The 26,197-nt window shown below is 73.2% G+C and carries 21 protein-coding genes; 5 read left to right on the top strand and 16 right to left on the bottom strand.

Going from position 1 to position 26,197, the window contains the following annotated elements:
* Nucleotides 1–55 precede the first annotated feature (55 nt).
* From ACZ45T_RS02955 to ACZ45T_RS02945, 3 genes are all read right to left on the bottom strand, one after another.
* A complete protein-coding gene (locus ACZ45T_RS02955; protein ID WP_468436786.1) occupies nucleotides 56–253 on the bottom strand; it encodes a hypothetical protein in 198 nt (65 codons plus the stop codon).
* Between the two features lie 145 nt (nucleotides 254–398).
* Nucleotides 399–860 carry a molybdenum cofactor biosynthesis protein MoaE gene (locus ACZ45T_RS02950; protein ID WP_468436784.1) on the bottom strand — a complete coding sequence of 154 codons (462 nt, stop codon included), beginning with the start codon at nucleotides 858–860 and terminating at the stop codon, nucleotides 399–401.
* A 218-nt stretch (nucleotides 861–1,078) separates the two neighbouring features.
* On the bottom strand, nucleotides 1,079–2,188 hold the full coding sequence (locus tag ACZ45T_RS02945) for an SDR family oxidoreductase (protein ID WP_468437018.1): 1,110 nt from the start codon (nucleotides 2,186–2,188) through the stop codon (nucleotides 1,079–1,081).
* Between the two features lie 267 nt (nucleotides 2,189–2,455).
* On the opposite strand from ACZ45T_RS02945, the gene ACZ45T_RS02940 reads away from it, so the two are divergent.
* Nucleotides 2,456–3,865, top strand: coding sequence for a zinc-dependent metalloprotease (locus ACZ45T_RS02940; protein WP_468436782.1), 1,410 nt, complete (start codon nucleotides 2,456–2,458; stop codon nucleotides 3,863–3,865).
* Entirely contained in the window at nucleotides 3,862–4,392 is a 531-nt protein-coding gene (locus tag ACZ45T_RS02935; RefSeq protein ID WP_468436780.1) for an NUDIX hydrolase, read from the top strand. Before ACZ45T_RS02940 ends, ACZ45T_RS02935 begins: the two co-directional genes overlap by 4 nt.
* Nucleotides 4,393–4,458: 66 nt before the next feature.
* Here ACZ45T_RS02935 and ACZ45T_RS02930 read toward each other — a convergent pair whose 3' ends face one another.
* The 4 genes from ACZ45T_RS02930 to ACZ45T_RS02915 all read right to left on the bottom strand — a co-directional run bounded on the left by ACZ45T_RS02930 (nucleotide 4,459) and on the right by ACZ45T_RS02915 (nucleotide 8,234).
* Entirely contained in the window at nucleotides 4,459–5,214 is a 756-nt protein-coding gene (locus ACZ45T_RS02930; protein ID WP_468436778.1) for an AIM24 family protein, read from the bottom strand.
* Nucleotides 5,215–5,231: 17 nt separating this feature from the next.
* The gene (locus tag ACZ45T_RS02925) at nucleotides 5,232–5,912 is read right to left on the bottom strand and encodes an AIM24 family protein (RefSeq protein WP_468437016.1); all 681 of its coding nucleotides are present in this window, start codon (nucleotides 5,910–5,912) and stop codon (nucleotides 5,232–5,234) included.
* A 20-nt stretch (nucleotides 5,913–5,932) separates the two neighbouring features.
* Nucleotides 5,933–7,555 carry a TerD family protein gene (locus ACZ45T_RS02920; protein WP_468436776.1) on the bottom strand — a complete coding sequence of 541 codons (1,623 nt, stop codon included), beginning with the start codon at nucleotides 7,553–7,555 and terminating at the stop codon, nucleotides 5,933–5,935.
* Nucleotides 7,556–7,694: 139 nt separating this feature from the next.
* Complete coding sequence (locus tag ACZ45T_RS02915) at nucleotides 7,695–8,234, bottom strand: M48 metallopeptidase family protein (RefSeq protein WP_468436774.1); 540 nt, start codon at nucleotides 8,232–8,234, stop codon at nucleotides 7,695–7,697.
* Between the two features lie 224 nt (nucleotides 8,235–8,458).
* Here ACZ45T_RS02915 and ACZ45T_RS02910 point away from each other — a divergent pair, with 224 nt between their 5' ends.
* Both ACZ45T_RS02910 and ACZ45T_RS02905 read left to right on the top strand, forming a co-directional pair.
* Nucleotides 8,459–9,619 carry a TOMM precursor leader peptide-binding protein gene (locus tag ACZ45T_RS02910; RefSeq protein WP_468436772.1) on the top strand — a complete coding sequence of 387 codons (1,161 nt, stop codon included), beginning with the start codon at nucleotides 8,459–8,461 and terminating at the stop codon, nucleotides 9,617–9,619.
* Between the two features lie 88 nt (nucleotides 9,620–9,707).
* On the top strand, nucleotides 9,708–11,036 hold the full coding sequence (locus tag ACZ45T_RS02905) for an ABC1 kinase family protein (RefSeq protein ID WP_468436770.1): 1,329 nt from the start codon (nucleotides 9,708–9,710) through the stop codon (nucleotides 11,034–11,036).
* A 12-nt stretch (nucleotides 11,037–11,048) separates the two neighbouring features.
* On the opposite strand, the gene ACZ45T_RS02900 is transcribed toward ACZ45T_RS02905, so the two are convergent.
* The 5 genes from ACZ45T_RS02900 to ACZ45T_RS02880 form a co-directional block, all read right to left on the bottom strand.
* Nucleotides 11,049–11,252 carry a hypothetical protein gene (locus tag ACZ45T_RS02900; protein WP_468436768.1) on the bottom strand — a complete coding sequence of 68 codons (204 nt, stop codon included), beginning with the start codon at nucleotides 11,250–11,252 and terminating at the stop codon, nucleotides 11,049–11,051.
* Nucleotides 11,253–11,352: 100 nt separating this feature from the next.
* A complete protein-coding gene (locus tag ACZ45T_RS02895) occupies nucleotides 11,353–11,682 on the bottom strand; it encodes a hypothetical protein (protein WP_468436766.1) in 330 nt (109 codons plus the stop codon).
* Nucleotides 11,679–12,050, bottom strand: coding sequence for a WhiB family transcriptional regulator (locus tag ACZ45T_RS02890; protein WP_468436764.1), 372 nt, complete (start codon nucleotides 12,048–12,050; stop codon nucleotides 11,679–11,681). Before ACZ45T_RS02890 ends, ACZ45T_RS02895 begins: the two co-directional genes overlap by 4 nt.
* Before the next feature lie 196 nt (nucleotides 12,051–12,246).
* Entirely contained in the window at nucleotides 12,247–12,585 is a 339-nt protein-coding gene (locus ACZ45T_RS02885; protein ID WP_468436762.1) for a hypothetical protein, read from the bottom strand.
* A gap of 167 nt (nucleotides 12,586–12,752) precedes the next feature.
* Nucleotides 12,753–14,987 carry an ATP-dependent DNA helicase UvrD2 gene (locus tag ACZ45T_RS02880; protein WP_468436760.1) on the bottom strand — a complete coding sequence of 745 codons (2,235 nt, stop codon included), beginning with the start codon at nucleotides 14,985–14,987 and terminating at the stop codon, nucleotides 12,753–12,755.
* Nucleotides 14,988–15,097: 110 nt separating this feature from the next.
* On the opposite strand from ACZ45T_RS02880, the gene ACZ45T_RS02875 reads away from it, so the two are divergent.
* Nucleotides 15,098–15,358 carry a mycoredoxin gene (locus tag ACZ45T_RS02875; RefSeq protein WP_468436758.1) on the top strand — a complete coding sequence of 87 codons (261 nt, stop codon included), beginning with the start codon at nucleotides 15,098–15,100 and terminating at the stop codon, nucleotides 15,356–15,358.
* Nucleotides 15,359–15,432: 74 nt separating this feature from the next.
* On the opposite strand, the gene nudC is transcribed toward ACZ45T_RS02875, so the two are convergent.
* The 4 genes from nudC to ACZ45T_RS02855 all read right to left on the bottom strand — a co-directional run bounded on the left by nudC (nucleotide 15,433) and on the right by ACZ45T_RS02855 (nucleotide 26,054).
* Nucleotides 15,433–16,374: an NAD(+) diphosphatase gene (gene nudC / locus ACZ45T_RS02870; protein WP_468436756.1), complete on the bottom strand. Its 942-nt coding sequence runs from the start codon at nucleotides 16,372–16,374 to the stop codon at nucleotides 15,433–15,435.
* An 86-nt stretch (nucleotides 16,375–16,460) separates the two neighbouring features.
* Complete coding sequence (locus tag ACZ45T_RS02865; protein WP_468436754.1) at nucleotides 16,461–17,873, bottom strand: dipeptidase; 1,413 nt, start codon at nucleotides 17,871–17,873, stop codon at nucleotides 16,461–16,463.
* Between the two features lie 10 nt (nucleotides 17,874–17,883).
* Entirely contained in the window at nucleotides 17,884–22,062 is a 4,179-nt protein-coding gene (locus tag ACZ45T_RS02860) for a UvrD-helicase domain-containing protein (RefSeq protein ID WP_468436752.1), read from the bottom strand.
* A gap of 44 nt (nucleotides 22,063–22,106) precedes the next feature.
* Complete coding sequence (locus ACZ45T_RS02855; RefSeq protein ID WP_468437014.1) at nucleotides 22,107–26,054, bottom strand: UvrD-helicase domain-containing protein; 3,948 nt, start codon at nucleotides 26,052–26,054, stop codon at nucleotides 22,107–22,109.
* Between the last annotated feature and the right edge of the window lie 143 nt (nucleotides 26,055–26,197).

Below are 26,197 nucleotides of genomic sequence, written 5' to 3'. Positions count from 1 at the left end.
GGCCCGCACGCGAAACTCTCAGGGGAATCTCAGGAGGATCCCAGACGGAGGGATCTCAGACGGCGTCGGAGCCGGAGTGGGCCTGTGCCTTCACCCTGGCCTGATCGGCGTTGCCCATGGCCTCGCGGAACCGCGCGTAGCCCGCGAGCTCGGATATGTCGCCTTGTGTACGGTCGCGTGCCGCCCAGCTGCCCCATATGCCCGCGCCGATCGCGGCGAACAGCGGAATCAGCAACCACGCCAGAGACGCCATGGGCGTGCCTCCCTACCCCGAAGTACATGTCGTTGGTGGCTTCAACGCTCGTGCCCGGAGGGGGGTTACGCAAATCGAGGGCGTGTTGCGCGGCCGAACGGGTGCGAGGCTACCCCCTTCCGGGGGCTGCTCCGCGACCGGGGGTTCAGCAGGCGCCGACCCACTCCTCGGTGCCGTCGGCGAAGGTCTGGTGCTTCCAGATCGGGACCTCGTGCTTGAGGTCGTCGATCAGCATCCGGCAGGCCTCGAAGGCCTCGCCGCGGTGCGGGCAGGAGACGGCGACGACGACGGCCAGGTCGCCGACGGCCAGGTCGCCCACGCGGTGCACGGCGGCCAGGGCGCGGACCGGGTACTTTGCCACGACCCGCTCGGCGACCCGCCGCATCTCGGCCTGCGCCGTCGGGTGGCAGGAGTAGCCGAGGGAGTCGACGTCCGCGCCGCTGTCGTGATTGCGCACCGTGCCGACGAAGAGCGTCGTCCCGCCCGTCGCGTCGTCGCCGACGGCCTGGAAGACCTCGTCGATCGAGAGCGGGGTCTCACGGATGTCGAGCAGCCGGATCGGGTCCTGCGCGGCCTGCTCGCCGGGGTGATCGAAGTGCGGTGCCATACCGTCCATCGTGCCCTAGCCGCTGACGCGGCGAAATAGCAGTTTCGCCCGGGCCGCGCCCACCGCCTTGGGAGTCTCCTACAGAAGCCCGCAGGTGGCGCCCCCAAATCCACCCCCGCCGGCACTCCATCAGCCCCGCCGGCGTTTGAGGCGCGGGGGCCCGGGGCAGCGCCCCCGGAAACGGCGCCGCACCCACCCCCGCACCCCACCCGGCAGGGTCAGATCCCCCGGCGCCGACGAGCCGCACGGACCACCGCGGCGGCACCCAGCAGCGCGACCGTCGCACCCGCGGCACCGGCGGCGGTGGCGTCCTTGCGCCCCAGCCGCCGCCCCGCCACCGTGTGCCGTCCCGCGACCTCCTGGAGGAGCTCGGCCAGCACCTCCTCGTTGGTCCAGCGCGGCCGCCAGCCCGCCGCGTGCAGGCCGCTGACGCTGACCACCCACGGGTGCATCGTGTACGCCAGGTCCCCCGCCGGGGACGGCGTCAGGCCGATCCGGTGCAGCCGGGCCGCCGCGCCCAGCGCGACCGCCGAGGGGAGCTCCATGCGGCGGATGCCGCTCAGCTCCTCGACCTCCTCCTGCTCCAGCCACCCCTCGCAGCCCACGGCCAGCTCGCCCTCGACCTTTTCCAGGGCCGCGTACTCCAGGGCGCTGACCAGGTCGTCCACGTGGCAGAACTGCCAGGTGGGGCGGGAGCCGGCCACCACGAGCAGGCGCGGGGACTCGAAGTACCGGGTCAGGGCCGTGTCCGTGCCGCCGACCAGGACGGCCGGGCGGATCACGGTGACGTTCAGGCCGGGGTGCGCGCGGGGGGCCCGCCGCCCGAGGCGCTCGATCTCCAGCAGGTCGCCGACGCCCGTCGCCTCGGCGGTGGCCCGCAGCTCGGAGTCCTCCGACAGCGGGATGTCGTTGTCCGGCAGGGCGCCGTAGACCATCGCCGAGGTGCAGAGCACGACCCGGTGCACGCCGGCCGCGGCGGCCGCCGTGAGGACGGTCTGGGTCCCGCGCACGTTGTACGCCGTACGGGCGGCGGGGTCCGTCTCCAGGTCGAGGTCCAGGGCGAGGTGGACCACCACGTCCGCGCCGCGCAGCTTCTCGGCGATCGCGGGGTCCCGTACGTCCAGGATGTGCCACTGCGCGGCCGCGCAGTCACCGCGCCGCTCGTCGATGGCGACGACCTGCTTGACCTCGTCGGAGGCGGCCAGCCGGCTCACCAGGGCAGCGCCGACACCGGACGCGGCGCCGGTCACCGCGATCACGGGGCCCCGTAGGGCCGGGTTACGCGGCTGGCGAACACCGGTGGCGCTGTCGCCCTGCTCTGGGCGGATTTCGGCGTCGTTCGGCGCGTGCCTGTGCTTGTCCGAGCTGTGCTTGTCCAAAGCGTGCGGATCCGGGGAACTCACCAGGCGTCTCCAGCGGTTGTCTTCAGTAGGTGCGCGCCGTGACGCGTACCTACCAGGTGACGTCCATCCTGCCGCAGCCCAGGAGCCGGCGGAGCACCGAGCCCGGATGCGGCTCTGGTGTCTACGCTGGGTGGTGTTGTCGGACCATTGCCCGTCGGCTCCCGCCGGCGGCCCTACGAGCCGAGGAAACCCGTGAGCGAGACCCCATTCGGATTCGGCCTTCCGCCGGAGGAGCCGGACAACGGCGACGAGGGCAAGAAGAAGGGCAACCAGGGCGGTCAGGGCGGCCCTGCGAATCCCTTCGGGTTCCCGGGCATGGGCCTGCCGGGCGGCGCGGGCGGTCCCGGCGGCGCGGACAATCCGTTCGCCGCGATGTTCGGCTCGATGAACCCGAACGACCTCGGCGCGGCCTTCCAGCAGCTCGGCCAGATGCTCAGCTACGAGGGCGGTCCCGTGAACTGGGACATGGCCAAGGACATCGCCCGCCAGACCGTCGCCCAGGGCACGGCGGACGGCGTGAAGGACACGAGCGTCGGCATCGCCGAGAAGTCCGCCGTCGAGGAGGCCGTGCGCCTCGCCGACCACTGGCTGGACGGCGTGACCTCGCTGCCCTCGGGCGCGACCACGGCCGTCGCGTGGAGCCGCGCCGAGTGGGTCGAGGCGACCCTCCCGGTGTGGCAGGAGCTCGTGGACCCGGTCGCCGAGCGGGTCGGCGCGGCCATGGGCAGCGTCCTGCCCGAGGAGATGCAGGCCATGGCCGGCCCGCTGCTCGGGATGATGCGCTCCATGGGCGGGGCCATGTTCGGTCAGCAGATCGGCCAGGCCGTGGGTGTGCTCGCGGGCGAGGTCGTCGGCTCCACCGACATCGGGCTGCCGCTGGGCCCGGCCGGCAAGGCCGCGCTGCTGCCGCTGAACATCGACAGCTTCGGCAAGGACCTGGGCGTCCCCTCGGACGAGGTGCGGCTGTACCTGGCCCTGCGCGAGGCGGCCCACGCCCGGCTCTTCGCACACGTGCCGTGGCTGCGCTCGCACCTGTTCGGCGCGGTCGAGGGCTACGCCCGCGGCATCAAGGTCGACACCTCGAAGCTGGAGGACGTGGTCGGCCAGCTCGACCCGTCCAACCCGGAGCAGCTGCAGGAAGCGCTGCAGGGCGGCATGTTCCAGCCGCAGGACACCCCCGAGCAGAAGGCCGCCCTGGCCCGCCTGGAGACGGCGCTCGCGCTGGTCGAGGGCTGGGTCGACGCGGTGGTGCACGAGGCCGCCAAGCCCCGGCTGACCTCGGCGGACGCCATGCGCGAGACGATGCGGCGGCGGCGCGCCTCGGGCGGCCCGGCGGAGCAGACCTTCGCGACGCTGATCGGCCTGGAGCTGCGCCCGCGGCGGCTGCGCGACGCCTCGCGGCTGTGGGCCTCGCTCACCGACGCGCGGGGTGTGGACGGCCGCGACGGTCTGTGGGAGCACCCGGACATGCTGCCGACGGCCTCGGACCTGGACGACCCGGACGGCTTCGTGCACCGCGAGCAGCTGGACTTCTCCGAGATCGACAAGATGCTCGGCGAGGCCGCCGAGAAGCGCGAAGAGGACGGCGACGACAAGAAGTGAGCCTGCACGACGACGCGGTCCTCGTACTGAAGACCTACGAGGACCAGCCGGAGCTGCGCGATCTGTACCTCGAGCACTTGGCGGCCCATCCGGACGGGGTCTACAAGCCCTGTCGGGCCGGGCACGTCACGGGCAGCGCGCTGGTGATCGACCCCGCGCGGGGGCGCGTACTGCTGACCCTGCACAAGAAGCTCGGGATGTGGCTGCAGATGGGCGGCCACTGCGAGTCCGGTGACGCGACCCTGGCGGACGTGGCGCTGCGCGAGGCCCGCGAGGAGTCGGGCATCGCCTCCGGGCTGACGCTGCTCGCGGGCGGCCCGGTGCGCCTGGACCGGCATCCGATCCCGGCGCCCTGTAACTGGCACCTGGACGTGCAGTACGCGGCGCTGGCGCCGGCCGGTGCGGAGGCGGAGATCAGCGAGGAGTCCCTGGACCTGCGCTGGTTCCCGTACGAGGAGGTGGCGGCGGTGGCCGACACCTCGGTCGTGCGGCTGATGGAGGCGACCCTGGCGCGGCTGGGGAGCTGACCCCGCGGATGTGGCGAAGGGGCGGTCCCTCGCGGGGCCGCCCCTTCGCCGTACCGCCTGGAACGGCTAGTTCCAGGCGTTGTTCTGGTTCTGCGCGTGGGAGCCGTGCTGTCCCATGCCGAACTGCGCCGCGACTCCCTGTCCGAGCTGGGCGTTCTGCGGCGGCAGCGCCTCGCTGGGCTGCACCAGCGCGAAGCCGGTGCCCAGGAAGCTGAGCTCCCAGCCCTCGCCGGTGTTGCCGCGGCGCCGCCAGACGCCGCTGGAGTGCGTCTGTGCCTGCATCTGCACCCGCAGCGAGGTCGACCAGGCGACGATCGCGTCCGCGTCGGCGTTGACGTACTTGTCGGGCGTGACCTGCATCATCAGCGGCTGACCGGAGGTCATCAGCGCGACCTTGCCGCGGCCGGTGATGTTGAGCTGGTACTTGCCGGATCCGGAGATTCCGTACTGGCTGTCCACCGCGATGACCTCGGTGTGCAGGGTGGAGTCCAGGGCCAGCACATAGCTGCTGTCGACCGTGAGGCCTTCCTGGTCCACGTCCACGACGTGGACGTACTGGGCCAGGTTGGCCAGGTAGACCGTGCCCTGCCCGGAGCAGCGCATGAGGTCCAGGCCCTCACCGGTGCGCCGGCGGGCATTGCGCTGACTGGTGCTCTGGTACTCGCCGTCGAAGTCGATGAGCCCCTGGTAGGCCACCATCGCGCCCTTGCGGGCGAGTACGTCGTCGGAGCCGGTCAGCGAGACCCGCAGCAACTGCGGGTTCTGGACGGTGTAGCGGTCCTGGGACTGCGCCTCGGCGTGGGCGAAAAGTGTGCTCTGCATGATGTGTCCGCTCCCCCTCAGCCCCGGGCCCGGAGCCGGTCGGTGCTGTCCTCGCTGGGCTGCACGACGACGATGCCCTGGCCGGAGAAGGCCATCTGGTAGGCCTCCCCGCTGCCCCGGCCGATCATCGACGAGGCCTTGAAGCTGCGCTTGCCCTTGACCTTCAGATTCGGCGACCAGGCGACCAGCGCGTCCGGGTCGACGTACGTCTCGTCCTCGCCGCGGCCGCAGTCGACCACCATCGGGGTGCCGCGGGAGGTGAGGGCGACCCAGCCGGTGCCCGCGACCTGCACGTTGAACAGGCCCTGGCCGGCGAACTTGGCGAGCCCCTTGACCCGCTCGACGCCCCACTGGAGGTGCGCGTCGAAGGCGAGCAGGTTGGTGCCGTTGACCGAGAGCGAGTCGTTGTTGAGGTTGATGACGACGACGTCGGCGCCGTAGTCGGCGAGGTAGAGCAGGCCGTCGCCGGTGCACTTCATCAGGGGTGCGCCTTCGCCGGTGACCCACTGCGAGGCCATCTGGCGGACGGCCGGCGGGTTGGGCTCGTACTGCACGAAGCCCTCGTAGGCGACCATCGAGCCGGTGCGGGCGAAGAGGTCCTGGCCGCTCTGCATGGCGACCTTGAGCATGGATCGGCCGTGGTTCTCCATGCGGGCCGTGACGGGGGTCGGGGCGTAGCCCGCGAGCTGTTGGTTCATTGCGTTCATGTCGGGCTCCCTCAGACCTCGTACGGCTGGACGACGATGAAGTTGCCGGGAGCACCGCGGAACTGGAGGTTCACGGTCTCCCCGCTGTGACCGGGGTAGGCGTTGCGCCGCAGCCGGACCTGGCTGGACAGGATCACCTGGGAGGCGGAGGACCACGCCACGATGGCGTTGCTGTCCGCGAAGGTGGTCGGGGTGACGGGCAGGACCACCGGGACGCCGTGCGTCTTGACGATCACCGTGCCGGTGCCCTGGAACTGCATCGTGAACAGGGCGCCGCCGGGGATGCCGTGGCCCTCGATGCGGCGGACCTCGTGCTGGAGCGACTCGTCGAAGGCGAGCACGTTCTCGGCGGAGACGCAGATTCCGTCGCCCTGGAGCTCGATGGCGTGCAGGTGGGCGCCGTTCTCCGCGAGGAAGACCTGGCCGCGGCCGGTGCAGCGCATCAGCTGCATCTCCTGGCCGGTGGCGTTGCCGACGATGCGGCCGGCGAAGCCCGCGCCCTTGTAGCTGAAGTCGACCTTGCCCTGGTACAGGACCATGCTGCCCTGGCGGGCGAGGACGGCCTGGCCGCCCATCGCGAGGTCGACGCGCATGAGCTGCTGGTTCTGCGCGGTCCAGCGGGAGCCGGTGGGGGCTTCCTTGTACGGCTGGAGCGCGGCGGCGAGTCCGGCTCCGGCGGGGGCGGCGGCCTGGGGGGCGTAGCCCGGGACCTGGCCGGGGACCTGGCCCGGGACCTGGCCGTAGCCCGGCTGCGGCTGCTGCCCGTAGGGGGCGGGGGCCGGGGCGGGCACCTGGCCCGGGACCTGGCCGTACGAGGGCTGCTGCTGGGGCGGCTGGCCGTACGGGGCGGGGGCGGGCGGGGCGAGCGGCGCGGCCATGGTGGGCGCGGCGTGCACCGGGGCGGGCGGTGCGGGCTGCTGGTATGCCTGCGGCTGCGGGACCGCGGCGGGCGCGGGAGCGGGTGCGCCGAAGGACGGCGCGGGGGCCGGTGCCGGGGCCGGGGCCGGGGCGCCGAAGGACGGAGCCGGGGCCGGTGCGGCCGCCTGCGGCGGCGGCGCGAACCCGGGCGTGGCGGCAGCCGGGGCCTGCTGCGCGGGCTGCGCCTCCTCGGCGACCTCGCCGCCGAAGTTCCGCAGCAGCGCGTCGAGGCCGCCGTCGAAGCCCTGGCCGACGGCGGCGAAGCGCCACACGTCCTTCAGGTAGAAGTCGCCGAGCATCACGGCACGCTCGGTGGTGAACTCCGCACCGGTGAACGCGTACCGGACGACCTCTTCGCCGCCCGCGACGATCCGGATGTAGCCCGGGCCGACCTGCGACATCTGTCCGGCGCCGTCGATGGTGGCGGTGAAGGACAGCTTGTGGATGGACGCCGGAATGCGGTCCAGTGTCACCCGGAAGGATTCGGTGTCACCGGCCTGCGCACCGAGCTGCTGAATGGACTCTTCCGGCGACTTCGGCTGATTGAAGAAGACGAAGTACCGGTCGTCCGACAGCTGCTCGTTGGCGTCGAGGCCGAAACAGCTGATGTCGAAGGCGAGTCCGGGCCCGGCGATCTGAACGCCTACATACAGATCGGTGCCCGCCGTCAGGTCACTGATCTTGGCCTTGTGGCCGCGTTGGAATTCCCTGGCCATACGTAACGACCGTCCCCCATCCCGACTGTGAATACGTGCCGCTCAGGCTAACGGCAACTGCCGACATCAGGCCAAGTCGGTACCGACCCGGTACATATCACGCTGTGTGACATCACGGGCGTCGGTCGGCTCTTCGGACTCATTCCTCGCGGGCGGCCGGGACCTGGGGAAGACGCTCGGCCGCCACCACGCCCTCCAGGTACCCGCGGGCCCGCTCGGTCCGCGGGTACGCCTCCAGAAGTTCCCAGAAGCGGGGTCCGTGGCCGGGCACGAGGAGGTGGGCCAGCTCGTGCAGGAGCACGTAGTCGACGACGTACTCCGGCATCCCCTGGAGGCGGTGGGAGAGGCGGATGCTGCCTTCGGCCGGGGTGCAGGAGCCCCAGCGGGTGTTCTGGTTGGTGACCCAGCGGACCGAGCGGGGGCGGGCGCGGCCGCTGAAGAACTGCTCGGACAAACGCTCGGCACGCTCGGTGAGTTCCGCGTCCCCGAAGGTGCGTTTGCTCTCCTGGGCGGCCAGCTTGTCGAGCATGACGCCCACCCAGCGCTGTTCCTCCGCCTCGGACATCCGGGCAGGGATGAGGACGACCGTACGGTCACCCTCGCGATAGGCGGATACGGTCCTGCGGCGGCGCGCGCTCCGGCGGACTTCGACGGCGCGCGGCGGTGGGTCGGCGGACACGCCACGACGTTACCCGGTGGCGGTGGCCGAAGTCCCGCGCGTCCAGGGTTCGAACATGATCGATTCGCGGCGGGTTTCGGGAACGGCATTTCCCTTCATCTCATATACCTAATACCCCCCACCTGTGGACAAATTCCGGCACGGATTCCGGCGGGCGGGCAGTGTTGCGGAAGAAGCGGAAAACGGCGGCGTGAGTCCGCACCGGAAATCGAGGGGGACGGGACATGTATCCGAAGGTGAAGCCGGCGCTGGCGCGGGCCTGGCGGGACATGCAGACGGTGCAGTTCGGGGTGACCCCCGCTCATGCGGTGGTGCTCGGCCCCGTGGACACGGCGACGGGTGCGCTCATCGACCGGATCGACGGGACGCGCGGGATGGACCTGCTGCGGGCCGAGGCCTCGGGGATGGGGCTGCCGGAGGGTCAGGCCGACGAGCTGGTCCGGCGGCTGGCGGGGGCCGGTCTGCTCGACGACGCCACCGCGGGCGGCCCGCGGGCACAGGCCGTGCGGGGGCATCCGGAGGCATTGGAGCGGCTGGGGCCCGATCTGGGTTCGCTGTCCCTGGTCCACCGCCAGCCGGGCGGGGACTTACGGGGGATCGCCGCGCGCCGGACCATACGGGTCCGGGTGCGCGGGAGCGGCCGGGTGGGCGCCCTGATCGCGGCGGTCCTGGCCGGAGCCGGCGTGGGCCGGGTCGAGGTGATGGACGGCGGCCGGGTGGAGGCTGCCGACGTGGCGCCCGGCGGCCTGGATCCGGGGAGCGTGGGCCGGCTGCGGGCCGAGGCCGCGGGGAAGCTGGTGCGCGAGTCCGCCCCGGGGCGGCAGCCGCCATCGCCGAACAGGGCGCGGGCCGGTCAGGGCGAGGGCCCGGAGCCGGGGCTGGCCCTGGTGGTCGTCGCGCCCCGGGACGGGCTGCACGCCTGGGCCCCCGATCCGGACACCGCGGCCGACTGGGTCGCCACGGGCATCCCGCACCTGTATGCGGGGGTGTTGGAGGGGACGGGGCTGGTGGGGCCGCTGGTCCTGCCGGGCGCGACGGCGTGCGCGGGGTGCATGGAGCGCGACCGCGTGGACCAGGACGCGGCCTGGCCGCGGATGCTGGTGCAGTGGCGCTCGGCGCACCGCCGCCGCACGAGCGCCGCCTGCGACCTGGGCCTGTCCACGGCGGTGGCCGGCCTGGCCGCGGCGCACGCGCTCTCCTTCCTCGACGGGGAGCTGCCCGCTTCCACCGCCTCCCGCTGGGAGGCGGCCCTCCCCGCCCTCCACTGGGAGCGCGCCCCGGTCCGCCCCCACCCCGACTGCCCCTGCGGCGCGAGCGGCGGCGGTCCGGCTCCGCTCGCGCACGTCTCGGGAGGATCGGGAGCAGACCGGCCGGGAGGGCCATGACAGGATGCGTTGGGTTGGGTCTGTCGGGCCGAAAGGCCTTCCTGAAACCGCCGCTTGCGGCGCAGCTGTCTGGGAAATGGAGGGGCGTATGTCTGATCTTCCCCGGAAGGCGGTCACCCGTACCGTCAAGCTGGCCGCGCTGCCGCTCGGCATCGCAGGTCGGGCCACGTGGGGGCTGGGAAAGCGGATCGGCGGCAAGTCCGCCGAGATCGTGGCGCGCGAGCTCCAGCAGCGCACCGCCGAGCAGTTGTTCCGCACGCTCGGGGAGCTGAAGGGCGGTGCCATGAAGTTCGGGCAGGCCCTGTCGGTCTTCGAGTCGGCCCTGCCCGAGGAGGTCGCGGGGCCCTACCGGGCGGCGCTGACCAAGCTCCAGGAGGCGGCCCCGCCGCTGCCCGCGGCGACGGTGCACCAGGTGCTGGCGGAGCGCCTCGGCGAGGACTGGCGGGACCTGTTCGAGGAGTTCGAGGACAAGCCGGCCGCGGCGGCCTCGATCGGGCAGGTGCACCGGGCGGTGTGGCACGACGGCCGGCACGTGGCGGTCAAGGTCCAGTACCCGGGGGCCGGCGAGGCGCTGCTGTCGGACCTGAAGCAGCTGGGCCGGTTCGCGGGGCTGCTGGGCCCGCTGATACCCGGCATGGAAATCAAGCCGCTGATCAAGGAGTTGCGCGACCGGGTCGCGGAGGAGCTCGACTACGAGCTGGAGGCCGAGGCCCAGCGGACGCACGCGGACGCCTTCGTGGACGACCCCGACGTGGTCGTGCCGGACGTGGTGCACCAGGGCGACCAGGTGCTGGTCACCGAGTGGATGGAGGGGACCCCGCTGTCGGAGGTGATAGCCGACGGCACCCCGGAGGAGCGCGACCGGGCCGGACAGCTGCTGGCCGGCTTCCTCTTCTCCGGTCCGGCCCGCACCGGTCTGCTGCACGCGGACCCGCACCCGGGCAACTTCCGCCTCATAACGGGGGCGGACGGCCGGATGCGGCTGGGCGTCCTGGACTTCGGCACGGTCGACCGGCTGCCCGGCGGCTGGCCCAAGCCCATCGGCCGGTCGCTGCGGTTGACGCTGGACGGGGACGCCGAGGGGGTCTACGGGCACCTGCGCACCGAGGGGTTCGTGAAGGAGTCCATCGAGCTGGACCCCGAGGCGGTGCTGGACTACCTGAAGCCCATGCTCGAACCCGCGGAGGCCGAGGAGTTCACCTTCACCCGGCCGTGGCTACGCGGTCAGGCGGCACGGATCGCCGATCCGCGCTCCCCCGCACACCAGTTGGGCCGGCAGATCAATCTGCCGCCCTCGTACCTGCTGATCCACCGGGTGACGCTGAGCACCATCGGGGTGATGTGCCAGCTGGGCGCGACGGTGCGACTGCGGGACGAACTGGACGCCTGGCTGCCGGGGTTCACCGCCTCGGAGTGACGCCGTGGCGGGTCACCACCAGGAGGAGTCGAGCCTGCCTTCGATCGCCCGGAGGTTGGCGCGCGCGCAATCGACGCAGAAGTACTGTCTGGTCCCGTTCTCCACCGAACACGTCCAGGTGGGCGGGGCGCCGTCGGGGGCCTGGGTGCCGCAGCGCGCGCAGACGACAGGCTGGGGTTCGGATCCCGACGGGGTGGGGGGTGTCGGCTGGTCCACCTCCAGACGATATCCCCGAACGGGGCGGACAGCCGTCCGCAACGCACCGGGGGGACCGGTCCGTTCGGACCGGTCCCCCCGGGGATGCTGTTTTCAGCTCTTAGTGCATGACGGCCATGGCCAGCGCGCGGCGGGCGCGCATCGAGACGCGCTCGGCTCGCCGCTGCATGCGGCGGGCGGCGACCAGGCGCACGGCGTGACGCTCGGCGTCCACCTCACGCATGCGCTCGTCCATATGGGCGCGAGCCAGGGCTTCTGGGATGAGTTGCATTTCGCGGGTCCTGTTCTGACGCGAGGTGATCGCGCCGGCGGTGATGAAGTCTGCGTGGGCGGCGCCGTGGGGCTGCTCGCTCGTGATGTGGGCGGTCATGAGGGCCTGCTTCAGGGGGTCGTGCGTGACGGGGCGGTCGATGGTGCCGATGGCGGTCATGCCGCGACAACCGGGTTCTTGCGCGGACGGCCACGCGGCCGCTTGCGAGCGACGACGACACCCTGGACGAAGAGCTCGCCACCCCAGACACCCCAGGGCTCGCGGCGCTCGGTCGCCCCGGCGAGGCAGGCCTCGACCAGCGGGCAGGTGCGGCAGAGCGACTTGGCGTACTCGACGTCGGCCGGGGACTCGGCGAAGAAGACCTCGGGGTCGAAGGTACGGCAGGGAACCGGGACGCCGAGGTTCTCGATGGCGTCGTCGAGCGCGGTCAGCGCGGTGAGCGGGGTCAAGGTGTGGTCCTCCGGGACTGCGGGCGGGGAGATCGTTTGGGTCTGCGATACGGACGGGGCGTGCGCTTCGAGTTGCACGGTGGTTTCTTCCTCGTCTTGGTCGGCTAGTCGTTCCGGCCGGTCGGCCGGGTTCGGCTTGGCTGCGTTTCACACCGACTGGTCTTGCCAGTCCCGAGGCCCCTTCGCTCCGTCATCCCCGTTCGGGGACAAACAGAAGGGCCGCGGATCCCGGGTGGGGTTCCGCGGCCCTGAAGGCGCCGGCCTGATCATGCGATCAGGCTGGATCACTCCAGGGTTCGAGCCCACGGAAGGCCCACATCAGGTGGTGCTGCTGCTTCGTCTGCTTCGTCTGGCGCTTGAATCCGGCACTGGCGGCACCGGCTGCGGCACCGAAGCCATAGGCGCCATGCGCCTTGGCTTCTGCTGCCAGTACTGCCACCGGTGCCTGGGTCGGTCGCTCATTGCGCTCACTGACCGGAAGGGTCGCCAGCAGGGCGGGGCGGTCGGCGGAAATCGCGGACACACCGGTACCCAGGAGGGAGACGGAACCGAGCAGGCAGGAAGCGTCGACCGAGCGATCGGTCATTTTGGTGAAGGTCATGAAGCTGGTCACTGGTCTCGCCTCCTCTCGGCGTCTCGGGGACTCGGCCCGGGGGCCTGTCCCATGCGTATTCGGATAAGTACAGCACGGATCCAGGGCTTCGGAGAAGCCACCGTTTCCGTTGCTAAGAACCTATGGGTCTTCGCTGGGCATGTGCAAACTATTTTTACGACGAGTTTTCACGCGTCGTCAGGATCCTCGGCCCCGTGCTCCTGACCTGTGCAGATGGCCAGGACCTCAGCTCCGTACCGCTCGAGCTTGCGGCCGCCCACTCCGGAGATCATCGAGAGCTCTCCCGCCTCGCCTGGCGCGGCCTCCGCGATCGCCATCAGCGTCTTGTCCGTGAAGACGCAGTACGCGGGCAGGCCTTGCTCCTTCGCCTGGTCCGCGCGCCACTCCCGCAGCCGCTCGTAGAGCCCTTCGTCCATGTCGGACGGGCAGTCCTCGCAGCGCATCAGCTTCAGCTCGCCGGCCTCGGTCAGGGTCTTGCCGCAGACCCGGCACAGCACCGGGCCGCGACGGCCGCGCTTGCGCGCACCCCGCTCGGTGGCGGAGCCGGGCCCGCTTCCCGGGGCTGCGGAGCCCGGCCGCAGGCCGTTCAGGAAGCGGCTGGGGCGTCGGGAGGCCCGGCCGCCGGGGGCGCGGGAGAGCGCCCAGGAGAGCGTCAGGTGCAAACGGGCCCGGGTGACGCCCACATAGAGCAGCCGGCGCTCCTCCTCGACCTGCTCGTCGGTCTTGGCGTATGTGATCGGCATCATGCCGTCGGCGAGGCCGGCGAGGAACACGGCGTCCCACTCCAGGCCCTTGGCCGCGTGCAGCGAGGCCAGGGTGACGCCCTGGACGGTCGGGGCGTGCTGGGCGGCCTTGCGCTCCTCCAGCTCGATCGTGAGGTCCGCCAGGGTGGCCCCGGGCCGGGCCCGGGCGAAGTCCTCGGCGAGCCGGACCAGCGCGGCCAGCGATTCCCACTGGTCGCGCACGGCGCCGGAGCCGGCGGGCGGCTCGGTGGTCCAGCCGGTGGAGCTGAGCACCGCCCGCACCTGGGAGCCCAGCTCCACGACATCGTCGAGCAGCGGGTCGTTCCCGCCGGAGCGGGCGGCACCGCGCAGCGCGAGGATCGCCTTCTGGACCTCCTGGCGCTCGAAGAACCGCTCGGCTCCGCGCAGCTGGTAGGGGACCCCGGCGTCGGCGAGGGCCTGCTCGTAGACCTCGGACTGGGCGTTGATGCGGTAGAGCACGGCGATCTCGCCGGCCGGGACGCCCGCGGCGATCAGGTGCCGGATCCGGTGGGCGACGCCCTCGGCCTCGGCGGGCTCGTCGGCGTACTCGGCATAGACCGGGTCGGGGCCGGGCTCGCGCTGGGAGATCAGCTCCAGCCGGTGCTCGGCGGCCCGCCCCTTGGCCTGGTTCAGGAGCCCGTTGGCGAGGTGGACCACCTGGGGGGTGGAGCGGTAGTCGCGGACCAGCTTGACCACGGTGGCCTGCGGGTAGCGCGTGCGGAAGTTCAGCAGGTGGTCGGGGGTGGCCCCGGTGAAGGAGTAGATGGTCTGGCTGGCGTCGCCGACGACGCAGAGGCTGTCGCGCTCGCCGAGCCACAGGTCCAGCAGCCGCTGCTGGAGGGGGCTGACGTCCTGGTACTCGTCGACCACGAAGTGCTGGTACTGGGCGCGGATCTGCTCCGCGATGTCGTGGCGGTCCTGCAGGATGCCGACGGTGAGGAGCAGTACGTCCTCGAAGTCGATCATTGCTCGGTCGCGCTTGAGCTGCTCGTACGTCCCGTAGATCTGGGCGATCTCGGCCATGTCCCGGGGGACTTCGCGGCCCGACTTGAGGGCGGCCGCCGGATAGTCGGCGGGCACCGTCTGAGTGACCTTGGCCCACTCGATCTCGCCGGTCACGTCGCGCAGCTCATTGCGGTCCAGGCGGATGCGGCAGCGCGCGCCGGCCTCGGCGACCAGCTGGATCTTGCGCTCCAGCAGCCGGGGCACGTCCCCGCCGACCGCCTTGGGCCAGAAGTACTGGAGCTGGCGCAGGGCGGCGGAGTGGAAGGTGCGGGCCTGGACACCGCCCGCGCCGAGGGTGCGCAGGCGGCCGCGCATCTCTCCGGCGGCGCGGTTGGTGAAGGTGACGGCCAGCACACTGGCCGGCATGAGCTGGCCGGACCGGACGCCGTAGGCGATGCGGTGGGTGATCGCGCGGGTCTTGCCGGTACCGGCACCCGCCAGCACGCACACCGGTCCGCGCAAGGTCGTCGCGACCTCGCGCTGCTCCGGGTCCAGGCCCAGGAGCACCGCGTCGGCCGAGTCGGCGATGGCGGGGCCGGCCGGGAAGGATGAGGAGTGCGTTGCTGCTGTCACCCCGCCATGCTGCCAGGTCCGGTGGGTCGGGCGAGAAACTTGTCCACAGGCCAGAGGCATCCGTCATATGAGTCACACCGGCGGTGCGGGGAGGCCCGTGCGGGAATGGCCGCGGGGTCCGTCGCGTTCGACTACTCGTACCACCGAGCCTTCACCAAGGAGAGCGCAGCATGCAGGACACGGGCACCGTCACGATGTACAGCACGACCTGGTGCGGGTACTGCCGTCGGCTGAAGACCCAGCTGGACCGGGAAGGCATCGCGTACAACGAGATCAACATCGAGCTCGACCCGGAGTCCGCGGCGTTCGTGGAGAAGGCCAACGGCGGCAACCAGACGGTTCCCACCGTGCTCGTGAAGTCCACCGCCGGCAGCGAGTCCGTCATGACGAACCCGAGCCTTGCCCAGGTCAAGCAGGCCCTCGCCGTCTGAGCGGTCGCCCCGGGCGCGTAGCGAGCACGAAGAAGGCCCCCGCCGCGGCGGGGGCCTTTCCCGTGTGACGAAGGTTACGAAGCGGACTTCGGGAGCGGCTCGCCGTACCAGCGCTCGACCAGCCGGGCGGCGATGGAGATGCCCGACGGCGGCAGCACCGCGCCCGTCTCGAACGCCACCCGCAGCTCCTCGCGCGAGAACCAGCGGGCCTCCTGGATCTCCTCGCCGTCCACCGTGATGTCGGAGGTGGTGGCGCGGGCCGTGAAGCCCAGCATCAGGCTGTACGGGAAGGGCCACGGCTGGCTGGCCACGTACTCGACCGTGCCGACCCTGACGCCCGCCTCCTCCCACACCTCGCGGATGACGGACTGCTCGATCGACTCGCCCGGCTCGACGAATCCGGCGAGGGTGGAGAAACGTCCCTCCGGCCAGTGCACCTGGCGGCCCAGCAGCGCGCGGTCCTGCTCGTCGGTGACCAGCATGATCACGGCCGGGTCGGTGCGCGGGTAGTGCTCGGCGCCGCAGCCCGGGCAGCGGCGGATGTGCCCGGCGGCCGCGACCACCGTGCGCTCGCCGCAGCGGGAGCAGAAGCGGTGCATCCGCTGCCAGTTCTCCAGCGCCACCGCGTTCACCATCAGCCCGGCGTCGCGGTCGTTCAGCAGCAGTCCGGCCTCGCGCAGGCCGGCCGGGCGGGCCGACTGGTCGATGCGGCCCGGCAGCGAGTCCTTCTGCAGCGCGAAGTACCGCACGCCGTCCTCGTCGGTCCCCAGGAAGTAGCGGTGGGTCTCGGTGACCGGGGCCTCGAAGGCCGGGGTCATCACGATGCCCGTGCCCCCGTCGGGGGTGTCGTCGATCAGGACCTGGCCGCCGGAGACGACGAAGACGCGGGTCGTCGGGTGGCTCCAGGCGGCGGCGAGCCAGGCCTCGTCGAGGCGGTGGTGCGCGGCACGGTCGATTCCGCTGGGCGCGGCGAGCGAGAGAGGGCGCTCGGTATGGGTGCTCACTGGTACTTCCAACTCCCCCGGTGGTGGGACAGGCAGGCTCGGTACTCGGTACTGGTACTCGCTACTCGGCACTCGGTACGACAGGTGTGTGCCTCGGATCAGGCGGGCGTGCGGTGGGCGGCGGCCAGGTCTCCCCAGAGGTAGGCGGTCGTCTCGACGCCCTTGAGCAGGAGGTCCAGCTCGACCTTCTCGTTCGGCGAGTGCCAGCCGTCGGACGGTACCGAGATTCCGAGGAAGAGGACGGGCGCGTCCAGGACGTCCTGGAGGTCCGCCGCCGGCCCGGATCCGCCCTCGCGGGTGAAGCGGACCTTCTGCCCGAAGGCGCGGCCCATGGCCCGTACGACGGACTGCAGGGCCGGGTGGTCCAGCGGGGTCAGGCACGGCCGGGTCGGGGCGCCGAAGGTGATGGAGTGGCGGATGCCGTCGGGGATCCGGGCCGCGACCCAGGCCTTGACGGCTTCCTCGACCTCGTAGGGGTCCTGCCCGGACACCAGGCGGAACGACAGCTTCAGGTGGGCGGAGGCGGGCACGATGGTCTTGCCGCCGGGACCCTGGTAGCCGCCGCCGATGCCGTTGACCTCGGCCGTCGGGCGGGCCCAGACCCGTTCCAGCGTGGAGTACCCGGCCTCGCCGGAGGCCGCGTACGACTTGGCCGTACGGAGCCACTCGGCCTCGTCGAAGGGCAGCTCCGCGATGAGCGCGCGCTCCGCGTCGGTGAGCTCGGCGATGTTGTCGTAGAAGCCGGGGACGGTGACCCGGCCGTCCTCGTCGTGCAGGGCCGCGACCAGGCGGGCGGCGGCGGTGGCCGGGTTGGGCACGGCCCCGCCGAAGGCGCCGGAGTGGATGTCCTGGTCCGGGCCGTGGAGGTCGATCTCGCAGTCGGCGACGCCGCGCATGCCGGTGCAGACGGTGGGGGTGGTCTCGGACCACATGCCGGTGTCGGAGACGATCACGACGTCGGCGGCGAGTTCGGCGGCGCGGGCCTCGACGAGCTCGCGGAAGTGGACGGAGCCGGACTCCTCCTCGCCCTCGATGATCATCTTGAGGTGCACGGCGGGGGCGGAGGCGCCGGTGGCCGCCAGGTGCGCCCGTACGCCGAGGGTGTGGAAGAACACCTGCCCCTTGTCGTCGGCGGCGCCGCGCCCGTACATGCGGCCGTCGCGGATCACCGGCTCGAACGGGTCGGTGTGCCAGCCGTCGGCGAGGGCGGCGGGCTGGACGTCGTGGTGCCCGTAGACGAGGACGGTGGGGGCGTCGGGGTCCTCGCTCGGCCAGTGCGCGAAGACGGCGGGGGCGCCGTCCGGATTCGTCTCCCAGACTTCGGCGACCGGGAAGCCGGTCTCCTTGAGCTTCGCCGCCAGCCATTCGGCGCTGCGGCGTACGTCGCCCGCGTGCTCGGGCTGGGCCGAGACGGAGGGTATGCGGAGCCACTCGGCGAGGTCGTCGAGGAAGGCGGCGCGGTGGGTGTCGATGTACGTGCGGACGACGTTGTCCGGCTGGGTGTCGCTCATGCCCACGAGCCTAACCGTCCACCTGATGATCACCGTCCGGGCCCGATTCGCCTTGGAGGATCCGCTCAAGGCGGGCCCGGTCGGGGAGGTTGCGGGGGCGGATCACCCGGCCGCTGCGGACGTGCAGGAAGGCGGCGGTGACCTGGGCGAGCGGGGTGTTGGTGGCCTCCGCCCAGGCCAGTCGGTACACGGCGAGCTGGAGGGGGTCGGCCTCGGTGGTCCGGCCGGTCTTCCAGTCGACGATCTCGTAGCCGGTGTCCGTGCGGTACACGGCGTCGATCCGGCCGCGGATGACTCGGCCGGCGAGGGTGAGCTGGACCGGGGCCTCCATGCGGTGGGGGGGCCGGTCGGCGTACTCGCTGCGCTCGAAGGCGGCCTTGAGGGCGTCGAGATCGGCCTCGTCGGCGATCTCCTGGTCGGACCCGGGCAGCTCGGTGGCGGGGTCGAGGACGTCGAGGAGCGGGAGCGGGAGCTCGTCGAAGCGGGACTCCACCCAGGCGTGGAATCGCGTGCCCTGGCGGGCGGCGGGCTGCGGGGGCTTGGGCATGGGGCGGGCGAGGTCGCGTACGAAGCCCTGCTCGTCGGCCGCGAGCCGGAGCAGCTGGCTGGCGGAGAGGGCTGCGGGGAGCTCGACGTCGCGGACGGCCGCGCGGGCGCGGCGGAGCTCGCCCTCCAGGGCGTCGAGGTCGCGGTCCCAGGAGGCGATGGCCCGGGCGTCCTCGGGAGCCAGCCGGCCGCCGGCCTGGTCGGCGGCGTACGGGGGCCTCGCCTGCCGGGGCTTCGCCGCCCATGGCTCGGCCGCCCATGGCTCCGCCGCCCACGGGTCGTCGGCTTCCGGGTCGTCGGCCTCCGGCCATGCGGGGGCGCCCTGCTCGGCTGCACGCGGGCTGGGCTCGGCGTGGCCGGTGTTCTCGTCCGGCCCGCCGGCGGAGGTCGGGGCGCCGGCACCGCGCGCGGCTGCGCCTGCGGCGGGCCGGGCCGGGGCGGGGGCCCACAGGGCTGCCTCCGGCCAGAGGTCGTCGTCGAGCGGCGCGGCGGGGTCGACCGGGGCGGGCTCTTCCCCCACCCCGCCCCTTCCCGAAACCGGGGCTCCGCCCCGGCCCCCGGCACGGGACGGGCCTGCGGCCCCGGCAGGAGCGAAGGAGTCAGCACCCGCCACGTCAGCGGCACCCGCATGCGGCTCCGCCGCAGCACGGGACCCGGCCCCGGCAGGGGTCGGGCCTACGGCCCCGGCAGGAGCGAAGAGATCAGCACCCGCCGCATCGGCGGCACCCGCATCCGGCTCCGCGGCAGCACGGGACCCGGCCCCGGTAGGCGTCGGGCCTGCGGCCCCCGCACGAGCGAAGGGGTCAGCACCCGCACGCGGCTCCGCCGCAGCACGGGCTTCGGCTCGGGCCGGGGCGGCGGCCTCGGCCGGGGCTCGGAGGGCATCGCCCTCTGGGTCGTCGTTGCCGGCATGCGGCTCCGCCGTGGGGCGCGGAGCGGCCCCAACGCCGGCAGGGGCCGGGGCGGTAGTGCCGACGGGCGGTTTTGTCTGGGGGCGGGCTTCGTCCGTCGGGTGTGGCGGGGCCGGCTCGGGGTCGGGCCATGGGTCCGGCCAGGGTTCGTCGTCGTAGGACGGGTCTTCGCAGTCCGGGGGCCAGAGGTAGGACTCGTCCTGCGGCGGAGAGGGCGGTGGGGGCGGGGTCGTCAGGTAGGACTCCACCAGGGCTGCCGCCGCGCGGCGGAGGGTGAGGGACTGGGGGTCGAGCGGCAGGGGCCAGGAGTGGTCCGGGGTGGACTCGGCGGACAGGGCTGGGTTCTCGGCCGACGGGTCGGGCTCGTCCGCCCAGGCCTCGATCTCGCCGAAGCCGGCCGCGCAGTGCTCGTACAGCGCCGACAGGAACGCGGACGGGCCGCGGCGCTTCTTCTGGGTCGGGCCCCACCAGTGGCCCGAGGCCAGGAGGAGGGAGCGGGGGCGGGTGAAGGTCACGTAGCCGAGGCGGAGCTCCTCCACCGACTTGTGGTCCTTGAGGGCGGCCTTGAAGGCCTTCAGGCCGGCCGAGGTCCAGGCCGGGTCCTCCGGCAGGGTCGGGGCGTCGCCGCGCAGCGCGTACGGCAGCACCTTCGCGTACGAGGTCCAGGCCTCAGGTGCCTTGTCCTTCGGGAAGGACCCCGCGCAGAGGTCGGGGACCACGACCACGTCCCACTCCAGGCCCTTGGACTTGTGGGCGGTCAGGACCTTGACCGTGTTCTCGCCGCCGGGCAGCGCGTGGTCCAGGCCCTTCTCGTACTGGGCGGCCGTGCGCAGGAAGGCCAGGAAGGCGAGGAGGGAGGCCTCGCCGTCCAAGGCGGCGAAACCGGCCGCCACGTCCATGAAGTTCGACAGCGTCTCGCGTCGGCGGGCCGCCAGCGCGTGCGGGGAGGCGGACAGTTCCACCTCCAGGCCGGTGGCGGACAGCACGCGGTGCAGTACGTCCATCAGCGGGTCGGCGAGCGAACGCCGCAGGTCGCGCAGCTCCTGCGCGAGGTGCGCGAAGCGGACCCGGGCCTCCGCCGAGAAGGGGAGGTCGTCCGGGGCCTGTCCGGCGCCGTCGAGGAAGGTCTCCAGGGCGTCGGCCAGGGACACGATCTCCGCCGGGTCCACGCCTTCGACGGCCGCCGCGAGGCGTTCGTCCGCGTCCTCCGCCGAGGACGGCGCGCGGCCCACCAGCAGGCGTGCCCGGCGGCCCAGCAGGGCCAGGTCCCGCGCGCCGATCCGCCAGCGCGGGCCGATGAGGAGCCGCACGAGGGAGGCGTTGGCGCCCGGGTCCTGGAGCACCTCGCAGACCGCGACGAGGTCCGCGACCTCGGGGAGGTGGAGCAGCCCGGACAGGCCGACGACCTCCACCGGCACGTCCCGGGCCACCAGTACGGCCTGGATCTGTGCGAAGTCCCCCGCCGAGCGGCACAGCACCGCGATCTCCCCCGGCTCCGTGCCCGTGCGCACGAGGTGCGCGACGGAGTCCCCGAGCCATTCGAGTTCCTCGGCGTGGGTCGGGAGCAGCGCGCAGCGCACGAAGCCGGCCTGTTCCTCGCCCGGCGCCGGGCGCAGCGCCTCCACCCCCTCGTGCATGGCGCGCAGCGGGGCGGCGAGGCCGTTGGCCAGGTCCAGCAGGCGGCCGCCGCTGCGCCGGTTCTCGCTGAGGGAGAGCCGGGTGGCGGGGGTGCCGTCGGCGTGCGGGAAGTGCTGGGGGAAGTCGTCGAGGTTGGCCACGGAGGCCCCGCGCCAGCCGTAGATCGCCTGGCAGGGGTCGCCGACTGCGGTCACGGCGTGGCCGGAGCCCGCGCCGAAGAGGCCCGAGAGCAGGAGGCGCTGGGCCACGGAGGTGTCCTGGTACTCGTCCAGGAGCACGACACGGAACTCCTCGCGCAGCAGCGCCCCCACCTCGGGCCGGGTGGTGGCGAGCCGCGCGGAGAGGGCTATCTGGTCGCTGAAGTCGAAGAGGTCGCGGGAGCGTTTGGCGGCGCGGTAGCGGCTGACCAGCTCCAGCAGTTCGAGGCGGCCGCGCACGGCCTCCGGGACCTTGCGCAGGTCCTCGTTGGTGAGCTTGGCGTCGGCGAGGACGCCGAGCAGCTCGGTGTCGTACGCGCGCAGCTCGGCCGGCTCGACCAGGTGCTCGGAGAGCTCCCCGTCGAGCGCGAGGAGGTCCCCGACCAGGTCGGGGACGGACTTGGTGAGCGAGGGGTACGGGCCGGGGGCCTCGCGCAGCACCTTCGCGGCGAGCTGGAAGCGGGTGGCGTCGGCGAGGAGGCGGGAGCTGGGCTCCAGGCCGATGCGCAGGCCGTGGTCCTTGAGGAGCTGGCCGGCGAAGGCGTGGTACGTGGAGATGCGCGGCTCGCCGCCGGCCGCGTCGGGATCGGCCGGGGAAGGGTCCGGGTCGGTGATCCCGGCCCGCGCGAGTGCCTTCCGTACGCGCTCCGACAGTTCACCGGCGGCCTTGTTGGTGAAGGTCAGGCCGAGGACCTGCTCGGGCGCGACCGCGCCGGTCCCGACGAGCCAGACCACGCGGGCGGCCATGACGGTGGTCTTGCCGGAGCCGGCGCCGGCGACGACGACCTGCGGGGCGGGCGGGGCGGTGACGCAGGCCATCTGTTCGGGCGTGAAAGGGATCCCGAGGAGCTCCTTGAGCTGCTCGGGGTCGGTGAGGACGGACGGACGCGCGGACACGTAAAAAGGCTAGCCGCCCCCACCGACAGTCCCCGACGGCCTCGTCACTCGACGGTCTGGCGGCCTTCGGGGCGGGCGCTGCACGCACTGCGGAAGGAGCAGTGGTCGCAGTGCTTGCCCGCGGCGGGCGCGAACCGCTCGTCCAGGACCCGGCCGGCGGCGGTGGCGAGCAGGTCGCCGACCCACTCCCCGTCGAGCGGCTGCTGGGCCTGGATCTTGGGGACGGTGTCGCCGCCGTCGCGCTGGGCGGCGCCCTGGCGGAGCTGGACGAGTTCGGCGCCGCCGGGCGCGGGGCGCAGGCCGTCGAAGACCTCGTCGACGGCGCCCTCGCGCACGGCGAGCTGGTAGACGGCGAGCTGGGGGTGGCGCGCGACCTCGTCCTTCGTCGGCGCGGACTTGCCGGTCTTGAAGTCGACGACGTACGCACGCCCCTGCGGGTCCGATTCGACCCTGTCCATGGAACCCCGGATGCGAACGGCGACGTCGCCGGCTTCGAGCGTGACGTCGAATTCGTGCTCGGTGGCCACGGCGGCCCGGCCCCCGCGGTCGGTGGTGTGCCAGCGCAGGAAGCGTTCGAGGGCGGCGCGGGCGTTGTCCTTCTCCTGGCGGGATTTCCAGGGCGCGTCGAAGGCGAGGGCGTCCCATACGGAGTCGAGGCGTTCCATGAGGACGGCCAGGTCGGCGGGGGTGCGGCCGGAGGCGACCTCGTCGGCGAGGACGTGGACGACGTTGCCGAAGCCCTGGGCGGCGGTGGAGGGGGCGTCGGCCTTGACCTCGCGGCCGAGGAACCACTGGAGGGAGCAGGTGTTGGCGAGCTGGTCCAGGGCGCTGCCGGACAGGGCGACGGGCCGGTCCCGGTCGCGCAGCGGGACGCTGCTGCGGGTGGGCTCGTACAGCCCCCACCAGCGCTGCGGGTGCGCCGCGGGGACCAGGGGGCGGTCCTCGTCGTCGGTGAGCGCGGCGAGGCGGGCGAGGCGGCGGGCGGCCGCGTCGCGCAGGGCCTCGGATGCCTCGGGGTCGACGGTGGTGGCCCGCAGTTCGGCGACGAGCGCCGGGACGGCGAGGGGGCGGCGGGGGCGGCCGGTGACGTCCTTCGGGGTCACCCCGAGCTCGGTGAGGAAGCGGGAGGGCTGGTCGCCGTCGTCGGCGGGGGCCTTGACGGCGGTGACGACGAGGCGGTCGCGGGCGCGGGTGGCGGCGACGTAGAAGAGCCGGCGTTCCTCGGCGAGGAGGGCGCCGGGGGTGAGGGGTTCGGCGAGGCCGTCGCGGCCGATGCGGTCGGCCTCCAGGAGGGAACCGCGGCGGCGGAGGTCGGGCCACAAGCCCTCCTGGACGCCGGCGACGACGACGAGGGACCACTCCAGGCCCTTGGAGCGGTGGGCGGTCATCAGGCGGACGGCGTCGGAGCGGGTGGCGCGGGTCGTCAACGTGTCGGCGGCGATGTCCTCCGCTTCCAGTTGTTCGAGGAAGTTGAGCGCACCGCGGCCTCCGGTGCGTTCTTCGGCGCGGGCGGCGGTGTCGAAGAGGGCGCAGACGGCGTCGAGGTCGCGGTCGGCGTTACGGCCCGCCGGGCCGCCGCGGCGGGCGCTGCGCTCCAGCCGCTGGGGCCAGGGGGTGCCGTCCCAGAGGATCCACAGGGCCTCTTCGGCGGTGCCGCCGCCCTGGAGCAGCTCGCGGGCCTTGCGCAGGAGCAGGCCGAGGCGCTGCGCTCCGCGGGCGTAGGCGGGGTCGTGCGCGGTGAGCCGCTCGGGCTCGGCGAGGGCGCGGGCGAGCAGGACGTCGGAGGGCGCGGGCACCTTGACGCCCGCGGCGCGCTCCTCGTCGCGCAGCGCCCGCCCGAGGCGCCGCAGGTCGGCGGCGTCCATCCCGCCGAGCGGCGAGGTGAGCAGCGCGATGGCGGCCTCGACGCCTCCGGCGGGGTCGGCGGCCTCGACTGCGTCGGGCTCGGCAGAGTGCTCGGGCTCGTCGCCCGGACCCGGCTCCACGGCGTTGGCCGGGCCCTCCGTACCGAAGCCGAGACCTGCGCGTGCGCCGGGGTCGGGCTCGGGCTCGGGGGAAGTTCCCCGCCCACCCGCCCCGAAGCCACGAGCAAGCTCGCCCACCTCGACGCCGGCCGCAGCGGCAGGGCCGACGGCCGGGACGGACGCCAGGCCTGCGGGCGGGGCCGGCTCGGCGACCGCGTCGGGCTCAAGGGAAGTTCCCTCCCCACCCGCCCCGAAGCCACGAGCAAGCTCGCCCACCTCGCCGCCGGCTGCGGCAGGGCCGACGGCCGGGACGGACGCCGTGCCTGCGGACGGGGCCGGCTCGGCGGGCGCGTCGGGCTCGGGGGATGTTCCCCGCCCACCCGCCCCGAAGCCACGAGCAAGCTCGCCGGTCGTAGCGGCAATGCCGGCTGAGCCGGACAGCGGGTCCTCGGTCGGGTCGGCCGGGACTGCGTCGGGCCGGCCCCCCGGGCCGGATGCGCGGCCTGCAGCCGGGGTCGGCCCGGCGGTGACCGGCTGCTCGCCGGTCTCGGCCGGGGCGGCCGGGGCGGCCGGGTGCGCGGGGCCGGGACTCCGGCTCCCCGCCGGGTCGGTGTCGAGGGCTGCCGCCGGGTCGGACTCGGCGTCGGGCTCGGGCGGGTTGGTCGGCGCGGTCACGCCGGACGCGGCCGTGGCCGTGAGGCGGAGGGCCGTCAGGAGGGGGGCCACGGCCGGTTCGTGGCGGAGGGGGGTGGTCGTGGCGTCCGTCTCGGCCGGCACTCCCGCCGAGATCAGGGCGCGGCGCATCGCCGGGAGGGTGCGGCCGCCCGAGCGGACCAGGACGGCCATGTCCTGCCAGGGCACGCCGTCCTCCAGGTGGGCCCGGCGCAGGATGTCGGCGATGTTGTCGAGCTCGGCGCCGGCCGTCGGGTACGTGAAGACCTCCACCCGGCCGCCCTCCCGCGTCGGCTGGAGGCTCCGGTGGGCGCGTACCGCAGCCGCGGGCAGGCGTGGGACCGGCATCCGGGTCGTGAGGAGGCGGGTGGCCGTCAGCAGGGCCGCGCCGGAGCGGCGGCCGACGGTCAGGGCCTTGACGGCCGCGCCCGGGAAGGCCGACTCGAAGTCCAGGGTGTTGTTGATGTCGGCGCCGCGGAAGGCGTAGATCGACTGGTCGGGGTCGCCGAAGGCGACCACGGTGCCGCCCGGTCCGGTCAGCGCCCGCAGCAGCCGTAGCTGCGAAGCGTCCGTGTCCTGGTACTCGTCCACGAAGATCGCGTCGTACGAGGAGGCCAGCGACGGGGTGCGCTCCGCCAGGAGGACCGCGCGGTGCAGGAGCTCCGCGTAGTCCAGCATCCCCTGGAGGTCCAGGACGTCCAGGTACTCGGAGAGGAAGGCCGCGGCCGCCTTCCAGTCCGGGCGGCCGATGCGGTCGGCGAAGGAGGACAGGGCCTGCGGGCCGAGGCCCAGCTCGCGGGCGCGGGCCAGGACGGCGCGGACCTCGTCCGCGAAGCCGCGCGTGGTGAGCGCGGCCCGCAGGTCGTCCGGCCAACGGATCGAGCGGAGCCTGCGCTGGCCCTCCAGGAGGGTGCGGACCATCACGTCCTGCTCGGGGCCGGACAGCAGCCGCAGCGGGTCGGCGAAGAGGTCGGCGTCCTGGTGGGCGCGGACCAGGCCGTAGCAGAAGGAGTGGAAGGTGGTGGCCTGCGGAGCCCGCGCACCGCCCAGTCGCAGGGCCGCCCGGTCGCGGAGTTCCACCGCCGCCTTGCGGCTGAAGGTGAGGATGAGGATCCGCGCGGGGTCCGTCCCCGCTTCCACCCGGGCGGTGACCGCCTCGACCAGCGTGGTCGTCTTCCCGGTACCCGGTCCGGCCAGGACCAGGAGCGGTCCCGCGGTGTGGTCAACCACGGCCCGCTGCGCTGCGTCCAGCACAGGGGGATCCACCCGCTCCGGCCCGGTGCGCACCAGGCGGTACGCGTCGGGGGTCCGCGTACGCCGCCGTTCGGTGCGGCGGCTGTCGGAGGAAGAGGTGATCACGTGGGGTGCCGGTCCTGGTGGGTCTTCGGGTGGTGCCGTGACGGCTCGGGGAGAAGCCGAAGAGGCAACGCTACGGCAACCGGCCGACGCCGCGCAGTCCCCCCGGGTACCCCGTACGGGCGTTCGCACGGTCACTCGAC

This window comes from Streptomyces sp. NPDC030995 (assembly GCF_055571215.1).
The sequence above is the reverse complement of the archived record's forward strand: the minus strand, read 5'-3'. Positions and strand labels throughout refer to the sequence as shown.

What these genes read in the sequence shown, in the direction of transcription:
- ACZ45T_RS02905 (WP_468436770.1), top strand. Translation starts at nt 9,708, where the DNA reads ATGTCTGATCTTCCCCGGAAGGCGGTCACCCGTACCGTCAAGCTGGCC.
- ACZ45T_RS02955 (WP_468436786.1), bottom strand. Translation starts at nt 253, where the DNA reads ATGGCGTCTCTGGCGTGGTTGCTGATTCCGCTGTTCGCCGCGATCGGC.
- ACZ45T_RS02895 (WP_468436766.1), bottom strand. Translation starts at nt 11,682, where the DNA reads ATGACCGCCATCGGCACCATCGACCGCCCCGTCACGCACGACCCCCTG.
- ACZ45T_RS02910 (WP_468436772.1), top strand. Translation starts at nt 8,459, where the DNA reads ATGTATCCGAAGGTGAAGCCGGCGCTGGCGCGGGCCTGGCGGGACATG.
- ACZ45T_RS02920 (WP_468436776.1), bottom strand. Translation starts at nt 7,555, where the DNA reads ATGGCCAGGGAATTCCAACGCGGCCACAAGGCCAAGATCAGTGACCTG.
- ACZ45T_RS02875 (WP_468436758.1), top strand. Translation starts at nt 15,098, where the DNA reads ATGCAGGACACGGGCACCGTCACGATGTACAGCACGACCTGGTGCGGG.
- ACZ45T_RS02865 (WP_468436754.1), bottom strand. Translation starts at nt 17,873, where the DNA reads ATGAGCGACACCCAGCCGGACAACGTCGTCCGCACGTACATCGACACC.
- ACZ45T_RS02925 (WP_468437016.1), bottom strand. Translation starts at nt 5,912, where the DNA reads ATGAACCAACAGCTCGCGGGCTACGCCCCGACCCCCGTCACGGCCCGC.
- ACZ45T_RS02930 (WP_468436778.1), bottom strand. Translation starts at nt 5,214, where the DNA reads ATGCAGAGCACACTTTTCGCCCACGCCGAGGCGCAGTCCCAGGACCGC.
- ACZ45T_RS02950 (WP_468436784.1), bottom strand. Translation starts at nt 860, where the DNA reads ATGGCACCGCACTTCGATCACCCCGGCGAGCAGGCCGCGCAGGACCCG.
- ACZ45T_RS02880 (WP_468436760.1), bottom strand. Translation starts at nt 14,987, where the DNA reads ATGCCTCTGGCCTGTGGACAAGTTTCTCGCCCGACCCACCGGACCTGG.